Consider the following 23,594-nt stretch of genomic DNA (forward strand, 5'->3'; position numbering starts at 1 on the left):
TTACAGTGACTTATTCCAACCCCTATAGAGCATCAAGCGTGCCAACTTTTAACATATTGATTTTATTAAACTTAGTTTTATTCCATGTTTTTAGTGCGTGATTATGACTACATATAAACTCCCTAACAGCACACATCCGTGTCATAGTGACTCTCAGAGATTTATTAACGGCGTTCATGTTTCGTTCAGAATAGAAGCGATAAAGTAACAACATAGAAAAAGAGGAATGAATATGAAAAATATATTAGTTACGATTGTTGCATTGTTTACTGGCCTTTTGGCGTTATTCACAAGCTTGATCCTTGCTATTCCTTTAGCTATTGCAGCTTTAATTACTGGCAAGCGCATTCAGAATCAAATGAAGAAACAAGGTTTCGCAGCTCATATGAACACTCGTCAGTCATCAACCAATGATGCCGGTGTTATTGAAGGTGAATACGAAGACCTTTCAAGCAAAAAGTAACCTAAACTTTAGTTTCAGACATAGTGAAAGCACAACAGAGACAAGATTACATAATGCAAAGAAAGCCCCTCCTAGCACTGCTGGCCTTAACGACTTTAAGTCTCGTTGGTTGTTCCAACGAGACACCGATACCCGCTTACGAAACATCTCCAGACTTGCCTAGCTATCAGCAAGACAGCTTTGATGCCTACGTCAATGACACACAAGATTGGTTATTGAAAAACCGCGTGTTCATGACGGAAGACAAGCAACTCGAGATCCAACTCAATTCACCAACCGAGTATCAACCAACCTCGCCAAACGGCAAGGCGGTATTATTGGTTCATGGATTAGGCGACTCACCTTACTCATTTAAAGACATCGCTACCCATTTGGCAGAGCAAGGTTACTTAGTGAGAACCGTATTACTTCCGGGTCACGGCAGTCGCGTGGGTGATTTAATGCAGCCGAGCCTAGAAGATTGGCAAGGTGTGGTGGCTCATCATACGAAGTTACTTGAGCAAGAGTATGATTCTGTTTGGCTAGGCGGCTATTCAACCGGCGCGAACCTCGTGACTTCACAGGCGATGAACGATCCAAAGATCTCTGGGTTACTGCTGTTCTCACCTGCGTTTCAACCGAGCTCGTCTGCCGTTCAATACGCGGGACTAGCAAGCTACTTTGTCACTTGGGCGGATCAAGATCCTGAAGACAATGTGTTGCGTTACAACTCGTTGCCAATGAATGGTGCATCGGTTTACTACGAGACATCAGAAGTCGTACGTGGTGACTTACAAGATAAACACTTCGATAAACCAGTTTTTATTATGATGAGTGAAGGCGACAGCGTGATTGACACCAACTACGTTCAGCAAGCCTTTACTGAATCTATGCCGAATCCAAACAATGTGTTGGTTTGGCAAGGAGAGACGACTCTCGAGGATCCTCGCGCTGTTCAGTACAGCATGAAGATCCCAGAGCAACGCATCTCGAACGGCTCTCACATGGGCTTACTGTTCTCACCAAACAACCCTTATTACGGAATCAATGGTAGCGAGAAGATTTGCTCCAATGGTCAGGCAGAAGGGTTTGAAGAACAATGCAATGCAACCAGTGAGGTTTGGTACTCAGCTTGGGGCTATCGTGAAGAAGGGAAGAACCATGCGCGTTTGACCTACAACCCCTACTTCTCAGACTCGATGGCGAAGCTAGATGCCGTACTGAACTCTGAAGGCTAATAAGCTCAAGTCTTCCAAAAGCTAATCCAGAGAAATCAAAAAGGCTCACTAGATAACGTCTAGTGAGCCTTTTTTAATGAGTTACTTATTCTTATCGTTTACTGCTATATCGTCCACACCACGCGAACAGCAAGCAGGATCAGCACCACGCCAGATAGTCGATCAATCAACTGAGCTTTCGAGCGAATACGTTCAACAATCAACGGGCTAGACAGTACCAAGGTGATAAAGGTGTACCAAAGGCCGTCGACAATCAGCGGCGTTGAGACAATAATCACTTGATTGGTCAGTTCATTACCTAGCGCTACAAATTGGCTAAACAGAGCGATGAAGAACAATGCGATCTTTGGGCTCAAGATAGAGATCAAGAAAGCCTCACGAGCAGACTGCATGTAACTCATCTTTTCACCCGCTTCTAATTTCGCGGCAACACCACCTTTCGAACGTAACGCATTAACGCCAAGATAAAGCAGATAAGCAGCCCCCGCTAAGCTAATACCTTTAAATAACATTGGGGATTGCTCAAGCACAACGGCTAAACCAACAATGGTTGCGAACGCATAAATACCGATACCAGCAGCGTGTGACCAAGCTGCGATAAGCCCGTTCATACGGCCACCAGCCAAACTGTGTTTAGCGATCATCGCCAAGCTTGGGCCCGGAGACATTGCACCCAACAAGCAAATCGCTAATAAAGAAAACCAAATTGTTACTGTCATCATTCCATTCCTAATAAAATAAAGCGTTCCAGCTGAACGCTCTACGCTTAATACTCAATACTTGGCACTTACCATAATTCGCAGGAGGTATTATTTGAAATCAAAGATTATCATCACACCTATGATTTCAAGTCATACTGATATTGTAACTCGACTTTTGCATGGCTTGGAATGCTTTTTCTCGCGCCCATTTGTGGGCAGAGTCGTTGTCATATTTAGGATGCCACATTAACCAATAGGTATGCATTTCCGTATCAAATGGCAACGAAAAGTAGGTAGTATCGAGGTGTCGACCTAGGTTATAGGCGATATGTTCTGGCACGATCATCAGATAGTCGTCTTGCAATAACACAGTACCAGCAGATGAAAAGAACGGAACCTGTAAAGCCACTCTTCGCTTCAGCCCTTGCTTCTTCAATGCTATGTCCGCGTAACTGTCTTTATCTCCACCACCCGTCACTTTGATGTGAGAGTAGTGAACAATATCTTCTGCACTCAAAACCGCTTGTTGAGCCAGCGGGTGCGACTTTCGCATCAAACACACCGACTTATCTTCACCAAGTTTGATACTTGAGACATGTTCTGGCTTTGTGGGAAACATACTGGAAGCCAAATGAATCCCAGACTCGTTCAGTGCTTCAAGGTAGTTTGGCTGCCACAATCGATAAGCCAAATTAATGTTCGGCGCTTCAGCAGACACCTCTGCCACAATCACAGGAAGAATATACTGAGCGACATAATCACTCGAAGACAACACCAATTCACCCTGCCAGTCTTGCGGCTCGAAGGGTTTATCATCTAACAGGTGGTCAAACTCGCCAAGCAGGTCGTCGAGTTTACCTTTGAGTAGCAATGCACGGTTGGTCGGCACCAGTTTGTTGCCGTCACGGACCAGCAAAGGGTCGCCACACAAATCACGTAACTGGCTGAGCTGACGGCTCACCGCGGATTGTGTGATATGCAAACGTTGGGCGGCACGGCTCACATGACACTCTTCAAGAAGTACATGCAGTGAACGCAGTAGGTTTAAGTTGATATTGCCTAACATGAATGCACCGTCGCATTCTGTTTGTTGAAAAACTCGGTCAAAACCGTATGAGTCATTAAGTGGCGAAGATCCGGGTAACTTTGCAGCTGATCGCGAACTCGGTTCAAGCTCTCCATGCTTTCCACTTCCACGTACAACATCATATCTGTCTCACCGCTAATAGAGTGGCACCATTGCACCTCATCAATACTCTGGATTTGTTTCGCGTAAGACTCACAACTATGGTCACTACTCGACATGTCGAACTTCAACAAGATATAAGCGCACACATTCTTCGTTTGGTTGGGTTCTGCCACTTGAGCGCAGTAGCCCGTAATCACTTTGTCGCTTTCCAGTTTCTTGATTCTGGCGTTCACCGCTGAGCGCGAGAGGCTGACATCTCGGGCGATATCGCTCACTGAGCATCGTGCATTGGTTTTGAGAATATCCAAAATCTGGCGATCAAATTTATCCATGCTTCTGATTCTTTTCATTTATTGTTCTATTTATAACGCCTAATTTGACACAACTTTCCTACTTATAACAGCCATTCTGACAGCCGACACTTTCACACTGAATCGGATTAATACCGTTAAAATGACGGTGTCTTACGACGTTTCGCTAGCTGTATTATTGATGTCAACAATGTATGCTCTCAATCATAACTTCTCACACACCAGAAGAAAGTTACTGGAAGACCGTGACCAGAATCAAATAGCTAGGAGAGCGAATGACACAACTCAAACAAGAAATCACGCTTATTTCAGGAATCGGACAACTCTCGACGACCTTGCTAGGCACTGGATTATTTATGATCCCTGCGATCGCAGCAGGCATTGCAGGACAGTTGTCTCTTCTCGCTTGGTTAATCCTGTTTATCGCTATTTGCCCGATTGCACTGACCTTCGCATCATTAGGAAAACGCTACCCGAATGCAGGTGGTACTGCCTATTTTGTGCGCCAGGCGTTTAGCGAGCGATTAGAAACAAGCGTGGCGTGGTTGTTTGTGAGTGTTATTCCTGTCGGTATTCCAGCGGCCATTGCACTGGCTGGTGGTTTTGCTCAACAATTGTTACCCGCACCTCTCGATACACCACTTGGTGCTCAATCCTTTACCGTCGCCCTGCTTATTGCCGTCAATTTGATGGGCAGTAAATCTTCTGGCCGACTGCAAACCGTGATCGCATTGTCGATTTTTGCCTTAGTCAGCGCTTTTGTTTGGAAAGCCGACATCACGGCAACCGATGTTGCTCTTCCTGCCATCTCATCCAATTCAATGTGGTCTATCGGCGCTGCTTTAGCTGTCATGTTTTGGTGCTTTGTCGGAATAGAAGCTTTTGCTCACATGGGAGAGGAATTCAAAAATCCACAACGTGACTTCCCAATCGCCATCATTGCAGGCTGTTTTGTTGCGGGGCTAGTGTACTGGGCTTGTTCAGTAGTGATTCTTAAGCTGGGTGCTTTCGGTTCATCTGAATTCGATGCCGCATCCATCCCTTGGGTAACAGAACAACTGTTTGGTAATGGCTTCAAAACCGTCATCAGCGTGCTGGGGTTCTTTGCTTGCTTTGCCAGCCTAAACCTTTACACACAAAGCCTGTCTCGGATGATCTGGGCTCAGGCCCGCCAACACAGCCCTGCAAGTCGAATGGCTCAACTGAACAGCCGCGGCGTACCGCTCTACCCAACGTTAGCAATTGGCTTTGTCGTGCTTATTTCGTGTGTGATTGGTGAGCTGTCTAATTTAGACCTTGAGTTCTTTCTCAAGCTCGCCAACGGTATTTTTGTTCTGGTTTATCTGCTCGCAATGTTAGCCGCTTGCCGATTACTAACAGGCGCATCTAGATACACTGCCATGCTTTCATTGGTCATCTGTACCTTGGTGTTTATCTGTTTAAGTTGGTCGATGCTCTATGCTGTGACTGTTTTTGTGACATTGTCACTCCCTTGGCGGAAGTGGCTAGGTAAAGGTAAACCCACCGTCTCTATCGATAAGTTGTAACTCGATAAATGATGAATCGACAAGCTGTAAACGATACCTACCAATATCACTGATAAAAAAGCCGAGCGATCTGTTTGATCTTCGGCTTTATCTCAGCCAGACGGATATTTCCAAACCCTAGCACCGCCCCACTCCAATCACGAGCATCACTCGAACCGTACTCATAAAAATCAAACGGACGAATGATGATATTTTGAAGATCAGCTCGTCGGCTCCACTCATGTTCAGATATACCTTGATACCACTTCACGGTCACATGTAGCCCTGCCGCCTGACTGATCACTTCAAGATCACCGTTAAACTCGCTTTCAATCGCTTCTATCATGGCTTCATACTTGAGTTTGTATGACCGACGCATCTTTCTAATATGACGCAGCAAGTCGCCTTCTCGAACAAAATCCGCCAAAGCTTCCTGTGTGTGGGACGCCGTGTCTCCAGTGAGCGCGTCTTTGATCTCAAGACACTTCGCCACCAGACTTTCTGGCACCACTAAGTAACCTAAGCGGAGTCCGTTGAACATGACTTTACTCAGCGAACCAACATAAATGATTCGTTCATCAAACCCGAGTTTACCCGCTAAGCCTTGCATACTGGTGTAAGGGCGATGAGCAAACTGGAACTCACTGTCGTAGTCATCTTCAATGATCCATGACTGATGTTTGTTAGCCCAATCGATCAACTTGAGGCGTTGCTCAGTATTGAGGGTCGTGCCCATTGGGTATTGATTACTCGGCGTGACATAGAGAGCTTTAGCATTACTGGACAACACTTTTTCAATATCTAACCCAACCTTTTCACGCACACTCACACCATCCAGCTCTAGCCTCAACAGATCGATAATTTTATGCACTTGTCGATAGCCCGGCTCTTCCACAAGGATTTTGTCGCCCATCGCTAACGTCGCCATCAAACCAATTGATATGGCTTGCTGCGCACCAGCGGTGATGATAATTCTATCGGCACTGCAGTGAACCGAGCGACTACTCGCAAGATATCCGCTCAATGCTTCCCTCAAGGCTGAGCTTCCCTGAACCTCTTGATTGCCCGCAATGTTCTGACGTGTAGAGTGACGTTGCAGCAACCTCTGCCATTTCGCAAAAGGGAACGCATCTAAGTCAGGAACTCCTGGGGCAAAGCTGCGGTTATTGTCGTTAGGTGTCGCTATGTTTGTACTCGGTTTACTGACTGTTTGTTTGACCTTCGGATCCTGAACACTGTTTGGCTTATACAAACTTAGAAAGTGTTCTGGTTGTTCAACCGAGACATAAAACCCTGAGCCTTGCTTACTCTCGATATAGCCTTCAGTAACCAGTTGTTCGTACGCATAAATCACCGTATTTCGACTCACCGATAACTCGACAGCCAACTTACGTGTTGAAGGTAACTTACTGCCCTTGCTCCATAAATCTTGAACGATCTTCTCTCTTATCGCGTGGAACAAGGCGGTTTGACGCGTGCCGTGTTGTTCGTCTAACTGTAGATCACCGACATCGATAGGCTGCATAACTGGATCCAAATAGTGTTTAAAAGTGGCTCTATTTAATAGACCAGTTAATCGCTACATTAATCAAAAGGCAATGATTAAGGAGCGATTATGTTATCTAACACGAAAAGAACCACGATTAAAAAAGGGGCTCACAAAGCCGTATTTGAACAAGAGAAACTGCACCAAATTATTGATGAGAGCTTAATCGCACACATTGCATTGCAGGGCGAACAAGGACCAATGGTCATCCCGATGCCCGCGTGGCGAGTGGGTGATATAGTCTACATTCATGGAGCTAAAAACAGTCGCCTACTAAAAGGACTAAAAAAGGGAGAACCAACCTGTTTAACGTTCACCTTGTTCGATGGTTGGGTGCTGGCTCGTTCGGCATTTCATCATAGTGCGCATTATCGTTCTGCTGTGGTATTGGGGTCATTTTCAGTCATCGATGACAATCAAGAAAAGGATCGCTTGTTGAATATCTTTATTGAGCAAATCGCACCGGGCAGAACCGATGAAGTGAGGCTCAGTAATGAAAAAGAACTCACTGCGACCGAGTTGTTGGCGATACCTTTAACAGAAGCTTCCGTGAAGATTGGTAAACATGGAGTGAATGATGATAAAGCCGATATGGACATTCCAGTTTGGGCTGGCGTATTACCCTATAGAACTGTTGTTGGGCCGTTAGAAACCGTTCCAGAACAAGAAGGCATCATTGAAACACCAGATTACCAACAAGCTTATGGTGAACGATGGTATCAGAATTAACACTCGAAGATGGTGAACTTGATAAAATTGTATACAATCTGAATTACAAAAATTTAACATGACTCAATAATGTAATCAGACGATGAAAACGAACAAGGATATTCTGCCGTTTCAAGGCTTGCTCAATGGCATTGGGCAAGTCTATTTCACACCGTCTATCATGACGTCGACTTTGCTGTTGCTTGCCATTTCTATTGAGTCACTGGCGCTGGCTTTTCTTACCTTACTTGGCGCCAGTTGCAGCTATGCATTAGCTTTCTATGGCTATATGTACACCAACACCAACACCAACACCAACAAGTCAGTTGACGACATTGATAGTGGAATGTACGCGCTAAATGGCGCTTTGATTGGTTTATTTATCGGTAACTTTTTTGGTGTGACACCATTATTGGCTTTAGTGACTGCGTTAGGTGCATTACTCACGGTGCCGATTGCCCACATCGTATTCAGTTTTGAGAAATATCGCGGTTACACTAGCGCCTTTATCCTCACCACTTGGCTGATTTATATTATCCAATCAACCTTTGAGCTGTCAGCGTTTTCTGCACCTGATTCCGCACTGATGCCACTCATCAGTATTGAGGCTAACTCGTGGTTCAACCTGCCGACAGTGGTGATCCCGTTGTTAAAAGGGATAAGCCAAGTCAGCTTCATCGAAAATGCGTTGTCGGGGCTCGTTATCTTAGTCGCCATCGCACTCAACAATATCAAGCATGCCATTTGGGTTATGCTCGCAGTAATAATTAGCACCGTATTTAGCGGGTTGATTGGCGCTTCTAACGAACTGGTAGCCCAAGGTCTTTACGGGTACAACGCCATTCTTGCCACTTTAGCACTTGTGCCCTATCCGCGAATCCGTTGGCCGTTAATCCTATTAGGCATGCTGTTAAGCTGTCTCATCACACTTGGTTTTCATGAACTGTCACTGTTACCACTCACCGCCCCTTTCATTTTGAGTACTTGGGGGATGGTTTACTTGTCCAGCCTGATCCATAAACGAACCATAAGTTAGCTCTGAATAGTTACAGGCCAGTTTTTAGGCGCTCAACATATTGCTTGGGTGTCAAACCTCGATGTTTCTTAAACATCCGATTAAAGCTCGCGACATTGGTATAGCCGAGCCTCGTCGCGACTTTATCTATTGGCACTGAATACATCAACAACTCCACCGCCACATTACTTAACGCATAGCCCATAATGGTAGAAAAGTTGATGCCTAAGTTATGCAATCGACGTTGAAATTGCTGTTCAGATAACCCAAGCAAACTCGACACTTTATGCAGTGTTGGCAGGCCGAAATGGCGACTGTAATTGATCATCTCATAGGTCACCTTATGCTCATCCGCGGCATCAGGCATGTTGAGGTAATTATCTAAGTCATGAAAGTTCATTGCCAAGCTCATCTTGCCGCTAGAAGGGGCTTGATTGCTCGATAACCTCGACTGGCTTGGTATCCAGATTTCAGTTCGTGGCTGGCCCCACTGAATATTGCACCCAAAATACTCTTGATAGAGTTGAGTGTTCTCGCGATAACCTGCGATAGAGACGGCTGCGGGAGTAAAGTCGTCTCCCAAGTAACGCCTTAATATCTTCATCATAAAGATGGCAACTCGAATTGAGTCATGAACTTTACCCACCTCAGTATAAGCAGGATTGTCGTAGCACCATTTGATGAAATTACCGACTTGAGCGCCATATAGAAAAGCCCCGGACTGCAAACAGTGCAACCCGATGTTAACTCGGCGTATAGACGACGCCAGATCGTGCCCCGAGAAAAACCAGTTAGAGAGAGGACCTAGCCTTTCAATATCCACTCTATCAGCCAGCTTCAAGATAATATCGGGAGGCTCAGTGGCTCAGTCTCCACATATTCAGCTGCGTCCCGATTCAACTAATGTGTCGGGAAAAACTTCCAAAGTCCACATCGACCCAAACCAGGATGTGACTGAAGGACAGCTAATTTACGAAATTGATGACACTAAATATGTCATCGCAAGAGACAAAGCCAGCGTTCAACTTGAATCTGCAGAGGTCGCTTTAGACACAGCTCGTCAAGAAGTGAGCATTGCAAAAGTCAGCTATCAATCGGCGCTTGAAGACATCAAAGCTTCAGTCGCACAAATAGATTCGGCTAAAACAGACTTAGTACTGCAGTCAAAGACGCTTGATCGTTACCAGAAGCAAAACAAAGTGGTAGAACATACGATCACTGAAACTGACATCGACCAACAAACAGCAAAGGTAGACTTAGCGACGTATAACGTTACGACATTGGAATCTCAACTTAGCAAGAAAGAAGTCGATGCCGAGAATGCGAAGTTGAACATCCACAAAGCTGAAACCAATGTGAGCAAGAAGCAAACTGAGGTCGATTCAGCAAAGGCAACACTGGCACAAGCACAATGGGACTTGAACAGCACCAAAGTCACGGCACCGACTGACGGCTTTGTAACGAACTTTATTCTTCGTGAAGGTCAGCGTGTTTCAATGATGCCTCGTATCCAGATGTATACCGAAGAGAAGTACGTGCTGATGCGAGTTAACCACCAAGCGATTCGTAATATTAAGGTCGGTCAACCTGCGGAATTTGCGACAGCGGTATACCCAGGAAAAGTGTTCTCTGCAACCGTAGAAGGCATTGTAGAGGCCACTGGTGAAGCGCAAGCAAGTTTGCTGGGTATCGATGAGCAGGTTCGTGTTACCACAGGCAAAAACCTTCAGAACAAGCACCACTTTGTTCGTTTAAAAATTGATGAGGCAGAGGGTTACGATATTCCTGTTGGCTCTGTCGGATTAGCGTGGGTAAGCGGTGAGAAGCCTATCAGCTTTATGGCGTTCCTAGACGTAATACGCGGGATCATCATTAGAATGAAGTCTCAACTGTACTTCTTCTACTCCATCTAATACTTCCTATTGGTGAAACAATACCCAAGCCCGTGCGCTCTTAGATCGCACGGGCTTTTTGTTTATTTCACCATTCGTCGCCAGAAAGAACACAAACCCGAAAAACGAATAAACACTCTAAAGTTGCAAATCGCAATTGCATTTTGCAATTTGGCATTTCAAAAACGCAAATTAAACGCTCAAATACGCACCAGATTGCTATAAAACTGCCGTTTTACGTGGTTTTAAAAGTTGGCACACTAACTGCAATGTATATATTGACCCTTCTTAAGCCGAGGGTCACCTAGCCAACTGACGTTGTTAGTGAACCTATTCTTGTTCACAAAATATATAGGCCAATTGCGATTATTGCGATTGGCTATTTTTTTGCCTGCAGTTTGGCCAACCGCCCTCTTTTTCGATACAGACACCCATTCAGACGTATAATAATAAGCATTCATAGCCAACCAAGAACAGCAGATAACCAACGCATTATAGAAAACGTTTTCTATTTGTTTTTTTTAAATAAAGACAGAAAATAACACTATGTTTTACAAGATAATTACTGCAATAACTGGTTTTTATGGGCAATTATTGACAAAATTAGCATTGACTATGTGATTTATATCACCATAATGCGCAAGTTTGCCTGCAATACGGCGACCGTTAATTTTAATTTTGATCATTTGCGGAGGTAAAAAATGGCTGCTGATAATAACTACAGTCTAGGGCCGGTTCCTACATCGGCTAGGAAAGGAGTCGCTTCACTCACCATGGTAATGCTTGGACTCACTTTCTTCTCTGCAAGTATGTGGACAGGTGGTTCACTCGGGACAGGTCTTTCATTCAACGATTTCTTCCTCGCCGTTCTCATCGGTAACCTAATCCTCGGTATTTACACTTCTTTTCTTGGCTACATCGGCTCATCTACTGGCCTCTCTACCCACCTCCTTGCTCGTTTCTCTTTCGGTACTAAAGGCTCATGGCTTCCTTCTGCTTTACTTGGTGGTACACAAGTCGGTTGGTTTGGTGTGGGTGTTGCGATGTTTGCTATTCCAGTACAAAAAGCAACGGGCATTGATACCAACACCTTGATTATCGTATCTGGCTTATTGATGACGGGTACAGTGTACTTCGGCATTCAAGCGCTAATGGTGCTTTCAGCGATTGCAGTGCCTGCGATTGCGATTCTGGGTGGTTACTCAGTACTGACTGCGGTAGACAGTGTTGGTGGACTAGAGCAATTGCAACTTATTAAACCAGAGACGCCAATGGACTTTTCAATGGCTCTTGCAATGGTTGTAGGTTCGTTCGTAAGTGCGGGTACGTTAACGGCCGATTTCGTTCGCTTTGGTAAAAAGCCAGCAAGCGCAGTATTAATTACTATGGTTGCGTTCTTCATCGGTAACTCGCTGATGTTTATCTTCGGCGCAGCAGGAGCAGCAGCAACCGGTCAGGCTGATATTTCAGATGTGATGATCGCGCAAGGTCTGCTGCTTCCAGCCATCATCGTGCTTGGCTTGAATATCTGGACAACCAATGAAAATGCACTTTATGCATCCGGTTTGGGTTTATCTAACATCACTGGTCGCTCAAGTACTACAATGTCAATCATTAACGGCATTATCGGTACGATTTTCGCACTTTGGTTATACAACAACTTCGTTGGTTGGTTAACCTTCCTTTCGCTGGCGATTCCACCAATTGGTGGCGTAATCATCGCCGACTTCTTCGCGAACCGTAAACGTTACAAAGATTTTGCAAATGCAGAGTTCCAAACCGTTAACTGGGCTGGCATTATCGCGGTAGCAACAGGCGTAGCCGCTGGTCACTTCCTACCTGGCGTTGTTCCTTTGAACGCAGTGTTAGGTGGTGCAATCAGTTACCTCGTGCTTAATCCTCTATTGAACAAAAAAGCTCTGAAATCTCAGGCCGCTTAAGGACACACTATGACAACCTTATTAATCAAGAACGCGAAACTTCAAGACCAAGAAGGCTTGAAACAGATTCTGATTGAAAATGGTCAATTTTCTCGCATTCTCGATAATGGCGCGCAAATCAATCATCAAGGCGACATCCTTGATGCTGAAGGTGGCATTGCAGTTACTCCTTTCTGTGAACCGCACATCCACCTAGATACTACTCAAACTGCTGGTGAGCCTAACTGGAACATCTCTGGCACTTTGTTTGAAGGTATTGAGCGTTGGGCTGAGCGCAAAGAACTGCTATCAATCGAAGACGTAAAGTCTCGTGCCAAGCAAACACTGAAATGGCAGATAGCTAACGGTGTTCAACACGTTCGTACACACGTTGATGTGTCTGACCCAACACTCGTTGCGTTAAGAGCGATGGTTGAAGTTCGTGAAGAGATGAAAGAGTGGGTCGACATCCAGATCGTTGCATTCCCTCAAGAAGGTATTCTTTCATACCCTAACGGCAAAGAGTTGCTTGAAGAAGCAGTGAAGATCGGCGCTGACGTTATCGGTGCTATCCCTCACTTCGAATTCACTCGTGAATACGGGGTTGAATCTTTGCATTATGTGTTCGAGCTTGCACGCAAGTACGACTGTCTGATCGACGTTCACTGTGATGAAATCGACGACGAACAGTCTCGCTTTGTGGAAACATTAGCAGCCCTTGCTCATAAGTTTGAAATGGGCGAGAAAGTAACTGCTAGCCACACCACTGCAATGGGTTCGTACAACAGTGCTTACACATCTCGCCTGTTCCGTCTATTGAAGATGTCAGGTATCAACTTCGTGGCAAACCCGCTAGTGAACATTCACTTACAGGGCCGTTTCGACGATTACCCGAAACGCCGCGGTGTAACGCGCGTTAAAGAGATGCTAGCAGCAGACATCAACGTTTGTTTTGGCCACGATGATGTGTTTGACCCATGGTACCCACTGGGCACAGCGAACATGCTTCAAGTTCTGCACATGGGACTGCATGTAACACAGGTTATGGGCTACGACCAAATCAACAACTCACTTGATTTGATCAGCAAGAACTCTGCTCGCACATTGAACATTCAAGACAACTTCGGTATCGAAGAAGGTAAGCCAGGTAGCTTGCTGATTCTTCCTGCTGACAATGGCTTTGATGCAGTACGCCGCCAAGTACCAGTGCAGTACTCAATACGCCACGGTAAGGTGATTGCAGAGACTCAACCAGCGAAAACAAAAATAAATTTAGATCGAACTGAAGATATCAACTTTAAGCGTTAATATCGTCTATACTAATGATCAAAAGGAAGCTGAGATGCTTCCTTTTGTTGTGTTGGACGAAGCGACAAAACTATCACTAAATCAGTGTAAATCTTGTACATTCGCACGGTATGACAAAAAAAAGCACAAATTTCTTAAGCAATGCGTGTACATCTCAAAAGACTGTGTTAACATGCTCTCGCTCTGTTAGCCGGAGTTATTTAAGTTAGATGAATAGTAAAAAATTGACATGTAAAATCGTTACCCGTTTTTGTAAGTAGTTTTTCCTTATTTCTTAGCAATATTAAATAATTCAATTATCAGCGCATTGCATTAAATGCAATCAACAACTTAGAAAATTTATGAATAAGGGACAAATTATGTCTAACACAAATACTGGCACTGTAAAATGGTTTAACGAAGAGAAAGGTTTCGGTTTCATTTCTCAAGACAACGGCGGCGCTGACGTATTCGTACACTTCCGTGCAATCGTTTCTGAAGGCTTCAAAACTCTGAAAGAAGGCCAAAAGGTTTCTTTCGAAGTTGAAAATGGTCAAAAAGGCCTACAAGCAGCAAACGTTGTTGCTCAATAATTAGCTCTTATAGCTAAAAAGAATTTTAAAGCGCTGATTTTTATCGGCGCTTTTTTATGCCTGCTTATAAACATTTCCCCTCTCGATACAGGCTTTCCCCCGTAAACTCTGAACAAATGCAAATCACCAGCCAAGCGTCCTCAACCTAGACTTTCTCAATTAAAGCTCAACGATCAATTTACGTCACTTTTTGTATGCACTTCCCTAGACAACACTTAATTCTCAGTAATCTTTTGATACTAACTCACGCTACGCCGAAAGTTTGATAAGCCCAAATATGGTTAAAGAACAATCCATTAGATTACGCTTATGAATACGCAATCGATATTCATAATAAAAATGAGTTATTTATCCAACCCTCATCCACTAATCATATAATTTTTAAAGCAAAGACCTTCGAAATCCGCTAACCTTGTTCGCAAGTGGCTTAGTTGTTTTGGTATCTGCAGTAAAAATAATGAACAAAGACGAATTTCAGAAATCCACCGCAAATCTAAAAAAAGCGGTGCCTCTTATGATGAAGAACAGGGTGTCAACGACACCTGCAAATTACGCACTTTGGTACACCTATGTCGATAACGCTATTCCCCAGCTGACTCAAGACATGGATGGTGTTTTAGAACACTACGGTATTTGTCCTCCTGCCGTTGGTGAGCAGCTATACAACAATTATGTTGCCAGCAAATCCGAAACCAATATCAATGACCTTCGCGCTAATTTGGAACTGTTAGTTTCTGAAGTTTCCAATTCAATGAATGACACCCTGACCGACACCTCCGCTTTTTCTGACATGATCGATAAAAGCTTCGAGGACTTGGCTCGTGTTGATAATGAAAGCCTATCTATTGATGAAGTCATGTCCTTAGTTCGACAGCTGGTGTCTGAATCCCGTCATATTCGTCACTCTACTCAGTTTTTAAACTCTCAGCTAAACTCTGCAACCTCAGAGATCACCAAGCTAAAAACCCAGTTAGTAGAAGTTCAGAAAGATGCGCTTTTCGATAGTACAACCACACTCTATAACCGTCGCTCTTTCGACCGTGACATAGAAACCCTGTGTGAAGCACAACAATCTTTGTGTCTGATTCTTCTCGATATCGACCACTTTAAAAATTTCAACGACACCTATGGCCACTTGTTTGGCGATATGGTGCTTAAAGCGATCGCTCGCAAGCTGAAGTTAAGTTGCCGTGAAGGTATTTCTGCCTATCGATTTGGTGGTGAAGAGTTCGCGCTGATTGTGCCTAACAAGTCTTTGCGTATTGCTCGTCAACTCGCTGATACCAATCGTCGCTCTCTAGAAAAGCTGTCGATTAAAGATCGCCGCAGTGGTCAACAAGTCGGCAGTATCACTGCATCGTTTGGTGTCGCTGAACTTGAACCCGGCGAATCAGCTCAATCGCTGATTGAACGTGCTGATAAGCTACTTTATGAAGCGAAATCACTTGGCCGTAACCGAGTCATGCCTTTGTAAAACACACCAACAATGCTCTTATCGACATATTAGTCGGCTCGTATTGAGACTAGAAAGCCCCAAAGTTCATTATCTTCGGGGCTTTTTTTTCTTTAGTTGTATAAATTACTTTAGCTAACTAGGATTCACCGTTAGATCTGGAAGCAATAATTCAAGCAGTAGTCTTCACCACTCTTTGCTCTGAACTCTTTATCTTCACTGCATGCCTTTGGTTTACCCTTTGCGTCACCTTGAATCAAACTGATCCAGTGGCGCATCGCTGCAATGGTCTCTTCACGCATTGTGGTTGTTGCTTCCATTGGTGATTGGCCAAACGTGGTGCATGATTCCAACTGAATATCATCAATTTCTACTAGCTCAATACAACCTGTCCCTTTGTGGCAACCAAACATCACCTCTAGGTGGCTGCCACTGCCATCTCGAAACAAGATAGAGTCTGGGTCGTTCTTCTCACCCATGTACGCTACAAACTGCTTAGGGTGCTTCAGACCGCTGTGCTGACCATCTTTAAAGTAAGCCATAATATGGCGGTAATCGACTACGTAGCTGGTTACGTCTTGATGTGAGCCATTCTCTAGTGGGAATAGTCGATCAAGCAGCTGCTTTGCTTTCACTTGCTTTTCAGTTTGCTGATTGGCACTGATTGTCTCCACGGCAAAGACAGCTTCAGCGATAAATGGCTTTGATTGTTTTTGGATTTCTGTTTTATCGAATGTAAGCATATTCATAGTCTTTCCCTCTTGACCAGTCCGGTGATAACCACCGATTTCTACAGCAAAAATGTGTCCTAGAGCAATTATTCCAAACTAACGTTTAATTTATTTGTCATTTTGTGAATTGCTTAGTTTGTAGATTAGCGCTTTTTTATATACAATTTCACAACAAAAATTTTACAATGTGAATTTTACAAATATGGCCTTGTCAAAAAGTTTAGTTCGTCAGTCACATTTCCTAGGTACGAAGATACGTAACCTAAGAAAACGTAACCATTTAACGATGGAAGACCTGTCTGCGCGTTGTATTAGAATCGACCCAGAATGTGCCCCTTCCGTTTCTTACCTTTCAATGATTGAACGTGGAAAACGGGTTCCGAGCATCGATATGCTGGAAGTGATTGCACAGGTCTTTCAGAAGAATCCGACGTGGTTCCTCGACGACGAATCTGAACAACAAGCCATTGCTCCTGATAAGGGGAATCGTGGTGGGATAAGTGGCATGGCGCTCGAGCCGAGCTTCCTATTCTCAAACGACATCCTGCAAATTGCGATTCCTGAGATGCTGTCACAAACGGGCATTTCAGGCCGCCAGTTTGCGCACCTCTTGATTCGAGCACACCAAGAGAGCAACCAGAACCACTTCCCTGACCTTGAGCGCGCTGCGGAAGAGGTAGGCTTAAAACGTCTTAACCTCAGCGTAGAAGACCTGATAGACATCGCTAGAAGCCTAGGCATCAACATCCGCTGGGTGACGCGCACGCCGCAAGACGTCGTCGATGAGCTCGGAATTAACGCTAAGCAGTTAGTGACCTCCTTCTTTGAGCCTCCCGGTACTATCTTCTTAAACGAGATTCTTAAAGAATACCCTACTCGTCTGAAATACGACCTTTCGGTTTATATCGGCCATTGCATTCTGCACAGCAAAGAAGGCCTAAAGAGTGTGTTGTCGGTCGGTAACAACAACACATGGGATGACAACCAGATATCAGGCTCTTCACAGCTCAACTCCCAAGACATTCTTCAAGCATGGCGAGACTTTGAATCCAGCTTCTTTGCTGGCGCACTTCTGTGCCCGAAAGTCCCGTTTAGGCAGCTACTTGACCGCACTGGTTACGAAATCGACGTTCACAAAAGAGCAGGGGTTTCCCCCTCTGTTGCGATGCGTCGAATGACTGTAGTATCGCCCTACCCTCACTGGCACTACTTTGATGCTTATGGGCCGGGGAAACTCAAGGCGGTATATCGCGGGAACGGGATTCCACTGCCTTGGGGAAATATGAGAACGGTCGCTGACCCATGTCAACATTGGGCTGTGTTCCGTCGATTATCAGAACCTCGAGCGGGAAGCTCGGCTCAAATCTCCATTTTGAATGTGGGTGATGAGCCAAGGATCTACTGCTGTGAATCCATCAATATGACGGACCCTGCGGGTAACAATCGTGTGTTGTGTGCTGGTATAGATCTCAACCCTGCGATTGATGCTCAAGGCGGTAATTCAAGAGACATAGCAGAGCAGCTAAAAGCGTCATGCGTTAACAATGGTGGCTCTGTGGCAATTCCGCGTAACATCAAGAAAGATCTCACGACAATAGCCAAGATTCTAAATATAAATTGGATTGAACGTGGGATTGAGACAGAGGCGAGGCTTATCTGCTCCAGAGGTGGAGAATGCCCACGCCAACCAAGCTGTTACTCGAAGTGTGGTGAGTAAAAAAGTAATAACAAAAAATAGAACCTAAAATTCAGGCAAAAAAAAACCAATCACAATAAGGGTGATTGGTCATATATTTTGTGTGAACAAAAAAGGTTCACTAACAACGTCAGTTGGCTAGGTGACCCTCGGCTTAAGAAGGGTCACCATTACTAATGCAGTATGCGTGCCAACTTTTAAAACACGTATTTACTACGCATCTGGACACGTATTAGCCGTATATCCTTGTTTGTTTTGCAAACTGGAATTGCAAATTGCGAAATTAAACAAAAACGCTAGTGATTATGTTGTTATTAATAAATCATTAAAGATTCATTACCCTTCCCCAAAATGCCATATTTCCCTTAGATTCAATCACTTTAAACAGCAATAAACCTCTCCCTAGGTTACTCAACATAAACAACACCCTAAACAACGCCCAAAAAAAAACGCGAACATTGAGATCCAATATTCGCGCTTATTTGAGTTAGACAGTAAAAAGTCACTAATCAACGAGAACTCTCCTGTGAGACATTCTCGTTATTGGACCTCTATGGTCTATCTAATAGACTCTACTTCTGAGGAGCTGGCTTAGAGCGGCTTCTCGACGGTGAAGGTTTGTTGCCTGTTGGCTTATTTGACGACTTGCTTGGGCCGTAGCTACCGCCGTAACCAGACTTCTTAGGCTTGCCTGCAGGTTTACCCGCGTTATTTGGCTTACCAGTACCGTTAGATTTACCCGCACCGCTTGGTTTGCTTAGAGTGTTCTGAGCACCCGCGTTATTTGCAGCAGGTTTATTGCCCGCACTACCGCGCTTAAAGTTGCTGCCGTTGTTTCTTACTGACTTATCTTCACCTGTCGCAGCTGAATTGTTTTCAGCCGGTTTCTTTCCAGATGTTGGTTTACGCTTTGGCGCCGAACCATTGCCAGCTACATGACGCTTGTTCTTACCTGCTGGCTTGTGCCCGCGAGCGTTATCACCAGAGCGTTGACCATCAGCATGCTCACGTGGCTGTTTTGCTTTCTTCTGTTTCTTAGGCTTGATTGGACGTGAATCCAAGCGAGACTCAGGTAACTTGTTTACTGGAGAGAAACCTTCCAGTTCACGACGCTCTAGCACTTGTTGAATAAGGCGTTCAATACCGAACAGCTCACCCACTTCATCCGCACAAACCAATGAAATCGCTTTACCTACTTCACCAGCACGGCCAGTACGACCGATACGGTGTACATAGTCTTCTGATACATGAGGAAGATCGAAGTTAACTACTTGAGGCAGTTGTGGGATATCGATACCACGAGCAGCGATATCAGTTGCAACAAGTACTCGTACCTTACCTGTTTTGAAGTTCTCTAAGGCTTTAGTACGTGCACCTTGGCTCTTGTTGCCATGAATAGGTGCAGCAGTGATGTCTTGCTCTTCAAGGAAGCGAGCAAGCTTATTAGCACCGTGTTTCGTCTTGCTGAACACCAACACTTGTCGCCAATCGTTATCTTTGATTAGCTTCGCTAGCATTGCGCTTTTTTTCTTTTTGTCTACTGGGTAGATGCTTTGCTCAACCGTTTTTGCCGTCGAGTTTGCAGGGCTTACTGAAATTTCAACAGGATTGTTCACTAAGCCTTTCGCTAAGCTGCGGATATCATCAGAGAACGTCGCTGAGAACAGTAGGTTCTGACGCTTCTTAGGCAAGAAAGCCAAGATCTTACGGATATCGCGGATGAAACCCATATCTAGCATACGGTCTGCTTCATCTAACACTAGGATTTCTAGTTGGTCGAAACGCACTGCATTTTGGTTGTATAGGTCAAGTAGACGACCAGGTGTTGCCACCAACACGTCACTACCTTTACGCAGTTTTTGCATCTGAGGGTTAATCTTCACACCACCAAACACTACCGTCGAAGTCAGCGGTAAGTTAATACCGTACTTCACTACGCTGCCATTCACTTGCGCAGCAAGCTCACGAGTTGGCGTTAGCACGAGCGCACGAACTTGGTTCTGACGTACGCGAGTACCTTTCGATAACATTTCAAGAATAGGTAGCGTGAAGCCTGCAGTTTTACCTGTACCTGTTTGAGCAGCGGCCATAACATCTTTGCCCGTTAGGACAGCTGGCACGGCTTTCTCTTGTATTGGTGATGGCTTATCGTAACCTTGTGCTTCAATAGCTTTAAGGATCGGTTCAGAAAGGCCAAGGGAGGTAAAACTCATAGATTATTTTCTCAGTTGAATAACATTTAGTATGAGCAACACGTTAAAAAGTGCGTTGCTTCAGCTTTTGCTCATCAAATACATTGATACGGAGCAAAGCGCGGTATTCTGAGGCTTTTCCCCCCATTCAGCAACTAAATTCTAATCGCAGCTAAAATTCAACCTAGATAACTTGTCGCTTCTGTTCGTACATTTTTTCATCAGCGGCTTTTAAGAGCGCATCGACATCATTGTAGTTGTTATTGTGAATAACCCAACCCACACTGATTCTGAGATAAATAGAGTGCGCGTCGTACACAACTGGTGCCGAGCATATCGCCTTTCGTAGTTTAGTCACGATCGACGATACGTGTTGATCATCGATAATGCGTGGCAACAAGACCAAGAACTCATCACCGCCTATCCTTGCGACGATATCTGAAACACGCAGCTCACTTCTGATGCGGTTAGCACACTCAATCAATACCTGATCGCCTGCCGCGTGACCATAAGTGTCGTTGATTGCTTTAAACCCATCGAGGTCGATATTTACAACAGCAAAGGTTCTCGCTCTCTGTTTTTGAGTGGTTTTGAAGGCCTGCTTGAGGCTATACATGAAGTATCGACGATTCGGCAACATCGTTAACTCATCATGCATAGAGCGGCTATCTGCAATGCGGTAAAGGCGATAAATAGTAAAGAAAGCAAACGCCAGCACTAATATTATGGAGTAGCCCACCAGCCTTACCGCTTGGATGCGATACCAAGGCTCATCCATCAATACATGTTCGTTACCGGAGAGAGCAAGGTACCAACCCCCGTATGGAAAACTCACCTGTTCAGTGGCAAACGCATTATCGAACACATCCTGAGTGCCATAAAAGACAGCGCCATCTTTCCCTGAACTGTTTGCACCACGAATTGCTAATTCATACTTGTTCTCGATCTTGCCGATTCCAACATCTTCAAACAGCTCATCTAAACCGATAACAGCACTGGAGACACCCCAATAATCTTGATTAAAAGGCGGATCTCGGAAGATCGGAGTACGTGTAATGAGGGCTTGCCCACCTTGAAACAGCTCAAAAGGACCAGCAATAAAGGTGTTGCCAAAATTACGGGCTATCTCAACAGACTCCCATTGATTTGGGTGATCACGATAATTAATACCGAGAATCTGCTCATTACCTTCCATCGGGTAAACAAAATTTAGAATGTCGTCTTTGGCGAGTCCGATAAGTCGAATATGGAAGCCATCTTGAATGATATTCTCTGCAATCTTATCCCAATTTTTTACCTCTCCATCGGGGTTGATGGTCACTAAGGTCGAGAAATTATTGAGGATATACATATCTGACACGATCGCGGCTTCAATCCGAGAACGAATAATGGATAGTTGCTTTTTTGCCTCTGAATACGATTCGTTTTTAAGAAAAGTTAATTGCTTGGCATGAAAGAACTCAATTGCGCTTACTATCGCAAGGAAAAAAAGAAAAGATACTACTCTGGCAGACCACTGCTTGCTAGAACCACTTGGCATTTACGAACCTCTAACACTATTGTTCTATATACTGCCTTATAACGGCTCATTTCTGGCTTATTGCTCCAGTATGCCGCTAAGTCATTAAAAATCCATACTAACTTCGACTATCTATCAAATATTGGGTGATCTATCACTTCAAACTTCTTTACTAAACGAATGGTTTAATCAAAAAGGGTTAGTGAACCTTATAAAGCTTACATTGTATTGACTCAACGCTTACATTAAAGGATTCATCAATGTTATTTTACATAGACTAATAATCAGCTTGGTACCTCACGACATGAAGTTAAAAACTATCACACTGTGTACATTGCTATCAGCCTCGGTTGCCGTTCACGCACAAGAAAACGTTCAAGCGCCAACCGCAGTGAACGTTCAATCCCAAGCAGATTCGCTCAATTCTCAAGAACAATCTTTCAAGCAATCTGCAGACCTAATTCGCACCACCTACGAAAGCCAGCTTTACACCCTGCCTGCATTCAAAGAAGGTCACTACGGGCTGCGCATGTATCGTCAAACATTAGACGATAAGTATTCAGCGGCGGTGTGGAGCGACATGGCTCGAGTGGCAAGCAAGCTCAGCACCCTGTCGAATGACGTTCAAACCATGGAACAAATCGTACTCTACTCAGAGAAGCGAGTTGCATCTTATATTGGTGATAACGATGAGCGCAGTATTCGACGCTACAACATCACCAAGCACATGCCTGAATACCTTTACCTTGGTGTTGACCTTCTAGGCTCTATGGCTCGTGCTAACGAATACGGTTTAGAACACAAGAACGATGCCAAGCTACGCGAAATCATTCGTCGCTATGACTTCTCACGATACGTGACCAATGAAGACATGGTGAAAGCGTGGGCCGCTCAATTAGCGAATCAGGTTTACTGGTTGCGCCAACTGGGTGAGCAGGATGTCGTTGATGAGTTTGTCGATACCTTCAAAAAAGCGTATCCAGACGATAAAGACAAAAAACTCTCAAGCCAGCAATTCGGCAATAAGATCTATGGTATGACACACGTCATCTTCGGCGACTCAGAATATTACCAACATCAAGTAAGCGAACAAGACCATCAATGGATCTACGATTACTTTAGAGAAAACATCGATACGATTCTGCTGCGTGCGAAAGAAGATGTGATTGCTGAGGTTGGATTAACCTTCTTATTGGCAGGTTTAGAAGATGACCCAGTTCTAGAGAAAACTCGACTCGCGATTCAAGCTTCAATCGATGAGAAACAAGGCATGATCCCTTCAATTACTGGCGATTTTGACCTTGAGTACGGTGAACACCGCAACGTATTAGCAATCATGCTACTCGATTGGCAGCAAGTGAATGAAGCGCCGACTTATGAAGGCAACCCTAAGGTGTTTACTAACATCCCTTACGGACTCATTAAAAACCAACCACCGAAGAACTAGCAACATACCTAGCCTAGGTTCATCATAGAACCCAAAAAGCCTCATACCTTTCTGAACTGACCCCCAATAGTTGGACACCAATTATTGGGGGTCTTTTTATGTCCAAATATAGCCGTGAGCTAAAATGTATCATTGCTAAGCAATACTTAGATGGCACGTCATCTCTCTATTTAGCAAAACAATATTCAA

The 23,594-nt window shown here is 44.5% G+C and carries 19 protein-coding genes and 2 pseudogenes; 13 read left to right on the forward strand and 8 right to left on the reverse strand.

Translation table 11 applies throughout. The features are described 5' to 3' along the window. Positions 1 to 232: 232 nt before the first annotated feature. Entirely contained in the window at positions 233 to 463 is a 231-nt protein-coding gene (locus AB4517_RS07640) for a hypothetical protein (protein ID WP_017061777.1), read from the forward strand. A gap of 53 nt (positions 464 to 516) precedes the next feature. Beyond that, positions 517 to 1,680: a carboxylesterase gene (locus AB4517_RS07645; RefSeq protein WP_017061778.1), complete on the forward strand. Its 1,164-nt coding sequence runs from the start codon at positions 517 to 519 to the stop codon at positions 1,678 to 1,680. A gap of 104 nt (positions 1,681 to 1,784) precedes the next feature. On the opposite strand, the gene AB4517_RS07650 is transcribed toward AB4517_RS07645, so the two are convergent. The 3 genes from AB4517_RS07650 to AB4517_RS07660 form a co-directional block, all read right to left on the reverse strand. Then, complete coding sequence (locus AB4517_RS07650; RefSeq protein WP_017061779.1) at positions 1,785 to 2,399, reverse strand: LysE family translocator; 615 nt, start codon at positions 2,397 to 2,399, stop codon at positions 1,785 to 1,787. 127 nt (positions 2,400 to 2,526) lie between these two features. Further along, a complete protein-coding gene (locus AB4517_RS07655; protein ID WP_017061780.1) occupies positions 2,527 to 3,447 on the reverse strand; it encodes a LysR family transcriptional regulator in 921 nt (306 codons plus the stop codon). Then, positions 3,441 to 3,902 carry an Lrp/AsnC family transcriptional regulator gene (locus AB4517_RS07660; protein WP_017061781.1) on the reverse strand — a complete coding sequence of 154 codons (462 nt, stop codon included), beginning with the start codon at positions 3,900 to 3,902 and terminating at the stop codon, positions 3,441 to 3,443. The genes AB4517_RS07655 and AB4517_RS07660 overlap by 7 nt, the downstream gene beginning before the upstream one ends. A gap of 254 nt (positions 3,903 to 4,156) precedes the next feature. Here AB4517_RS07660 and yjeH point away from each other — a divergent pair, with 254 nt between their 5' ends. Next, positions 4,157 to 5,428: an L-methionine/branched-chain amino acid transporter gene (gene yjeH, locus AB4517_RS07665; RefSeq protein WP_017066490.1), complete on the forward strand. Its 1,272-nt coding sequence runs from the start codon at positions 4,157 to 4,159 to the stop codon at positions 5,426 to 5,428. Between the two features lie 46 nt (positions 5,429 to 5,474). Here yjeH and AB4517_RS07670 read toward each other — a convergent pair whose 3' ends face one another. Further along, complete coding sequence (locus AB4517_RS07670) at positions 5,475 to 6,932, reverse strand: PLP-dependent aminotransferase family protein (protein ID WP_372148143.1); 1,458 nt, start codon at positions 6,930 to 6,932, stop codon at positions 5,475 to 5,477. A gap of 90 nt (positions 6,933 to 7,022) precedes the next feature. Between AB4517_RS07670 and AB4517_RS07675 the strand changes: the two genes are divergently transcribed. Both AB4517_RS07675 and AB4517_RS07680 read left to right on the forward strand, forming a co-directional pair. After that, positions 7,023 to 7,682, forward strand: coding sequence for a pyridoxamine 5'-phosphate oxidase family protein (locus tag AB4517_RS07675; RefSeq protein WP_372148144.1), 660 nt, complete (start codon positions 7,023 to 7,025; stop codon positions 7,680 to 7,682). Positions 7,683 to 7,764: 82 nt separating this feature from the next. After that, positions 7,765 to 8,697 (forward strand): urea transporter, encoded by a 933-nt coding sequence (locus AB4517_RS07680; protein WP_017064860.1) that lies wholly within the window; start codon positions 7,765 to 7,767, stop codon positions 8,695 to 8,697. 10 nt (positions 8,698 to 8,707) lie between these two features. Here the strand turns inward: AB4517_RS07680 and AB4517_RS07685 are convergent. Then, a pseudogene (locus tag AB4517_RS07685) lies at positions 8,708 to 9,538 on the reverse strand (helix-turn-helix domain-containing protein); the annotation flags it as partial. On the opposite strand from AB4517_RS07685, the gene AB4517_RS07690 reads away from it, so the two are divergent. The 5 genes from AB4517_RS07690 (at position 9,537) to AB4517_RS07710 (ending at position 15,841) form a co-directional block, all read left to right on the forward strand. Continuing rightward, positions 9,537 to 10,589, forward strand: a complete 1,053-nt coding sequence (locus AB4517_RS07690; RefSeq protein ID WP_372148145.1) for an HlyD family secretion protein — start codon at positions 9,537 to 9,539, stop codon at positions 10,587 to 10,589. The pseudogene AB4517_RS07685 and the gene AB4517_RS07690 overlap by 2 nt on opposite strands. Before the next feature lie 680 nt (positions 10,590 to 11,269). Further along, positions 11,270 to 12,508 (forward strand): cytosine permease, encoded by a 1,239-nt coding sequence (gene codB / locus AB4517_RS07695; RefSeq protein ID WP_032545811.1) that lies wholly within the window; start codon positions 11,270 to 11,272, stop codon positions 12,506 to 12,508. Between the two features lie 9 nt (positions 12,509 to 12,517). Beyond that, on the forward strand, positions 12,518 to 13,795 hold the full coding sequence (locus AB4517_RS07700; RefSeq protein WP_372148146.1) for a cytosine deaminase: 1,278 nt from the start codon (positions 12,518 to 12,520) through the stop codon (positions 13,793 to 13,795). 359 nt (positions 13,796 to 14,154) lie between these two features. Then, positions 14,155 to 14,367 carry a cold-shock protein gene (locus AB4517_RS07705; protein ID WP_004740083.1) on the forward strand — a complete coding sequence of 71 codons (213 nt, stop codon included), beginning with the start codon at positions 14,155 to 14,157 and terminating at the stop codon, positions 14,365 to 14,367. A 457-nt stretch (positions 14,368 to 14,824) separates the two neighbouring features. Then, on the forward strand, positions 14,825 to 15,841 hold the full coding sequence (locus AB4517_RS07710) for a GGDEF domain-containing protein (RefSeq protein ID WP_017060611.1): 1,017 nt from the start codon (positions 14,825 to 14,827) through the stop codon (positions 15,839 to 15,841). A 131-nt stretch (positions 15,842 to 15,972) separates the two neighbouring features. Here the strand turns inward: AB4517_RS07710 and AB4517_RS07715 are convergent, their stop codons facing one another. Further along, a complete protein-coding gene (locus AB4517_RS07715; RefSeq protein WP_048608941.1) occupies positions 15,973 to 16,569 on the reverse strand; it encodes a malate synthase in 597 nt (198 codons plus the stop codon). Between the two features lie 169 nt (positions 16,570 to 16,738). Between AB4517_RS07715 and AB4517_RS07720 the strand changes: the two genes are divergently transcribed. Next, positions 16,739 to 18,268: a DUF3612 domain-containing protein gene (locus tag AB4517_RS07720; protein WP_082153947.1), complete on the forward strand. Its 1,530-nt coding sequence runs from the start codon at positions 16,739 to 16,741 to the stop codon at positions 18,266 to 18,268. A gap of 551 nt (positions 18,269 to 18,819) precedes the next feature. Here the strand turns inward: AB4517_RS07720 and AB4517_RS07725 are convergent. Both AB4517_RS07725 and AB4517_RS07730 read right to left on the reverse strand, forming a co-directional pair. After that, positions 18,820 to 20,460, reverse strand: coding sequence for a DEAD/DEAH box helicase (locus tag AB4517_RS07725; protein ID WP_102428774.1), 1,641 nt, complete (start codon positions 20,458 to 20,460; stop codon positions 18,820 to 18,822). 163 nt (positions 20,461 to 20,623) lie between these two features. Further along, positions 20,624 to 21,979, reverse strand: a complete 1,356-nt coding sequence (locus tag AB4517_RS07730) for a diguanylate cyclase (RefSeq protein ID WP_372148147.1) — start codon at positions 21,977 to 21,979, stop codon at positions 20,624 to 20,626. Positions 21,980 to 22,262: 283 nt separating this feature from the next. On the opposite strand from AB4517_RS07730, the gene AB4517_RS07735 reads away from it, so the two are divergent. Next, positions 22,263 to 23,405: a DUF3541 domain-containing protein gene (locus AB4517_RS07735; protein ID WP_017060606.1), complete on the forward strand. Its 1,143-nt coding sequence runs from the start codon at positions 22,263 to 22,265 to the stop codon at positions 23,403 to 23,405. A gap of 98 nt (positions 23,406 to 23,503) precedes the next feature. Then, positions 23,504 to 23,594, forward strand: a pseudogene (locus AB4517_RS07740) (helix-turn-helix domain-containing protein); the annotation flags it as partial.

The sequence above is a fragment of the Vibrio sp. 10N.222.52.C3 genome (genome assembly GCF_041474195.1).
Lineage (GTDB): Bacteria > Pseudomonadota > Gammaproteobacteria > Enterobacterales > Vibrionaceae > Vibrio > Vibrio crassostreae_C.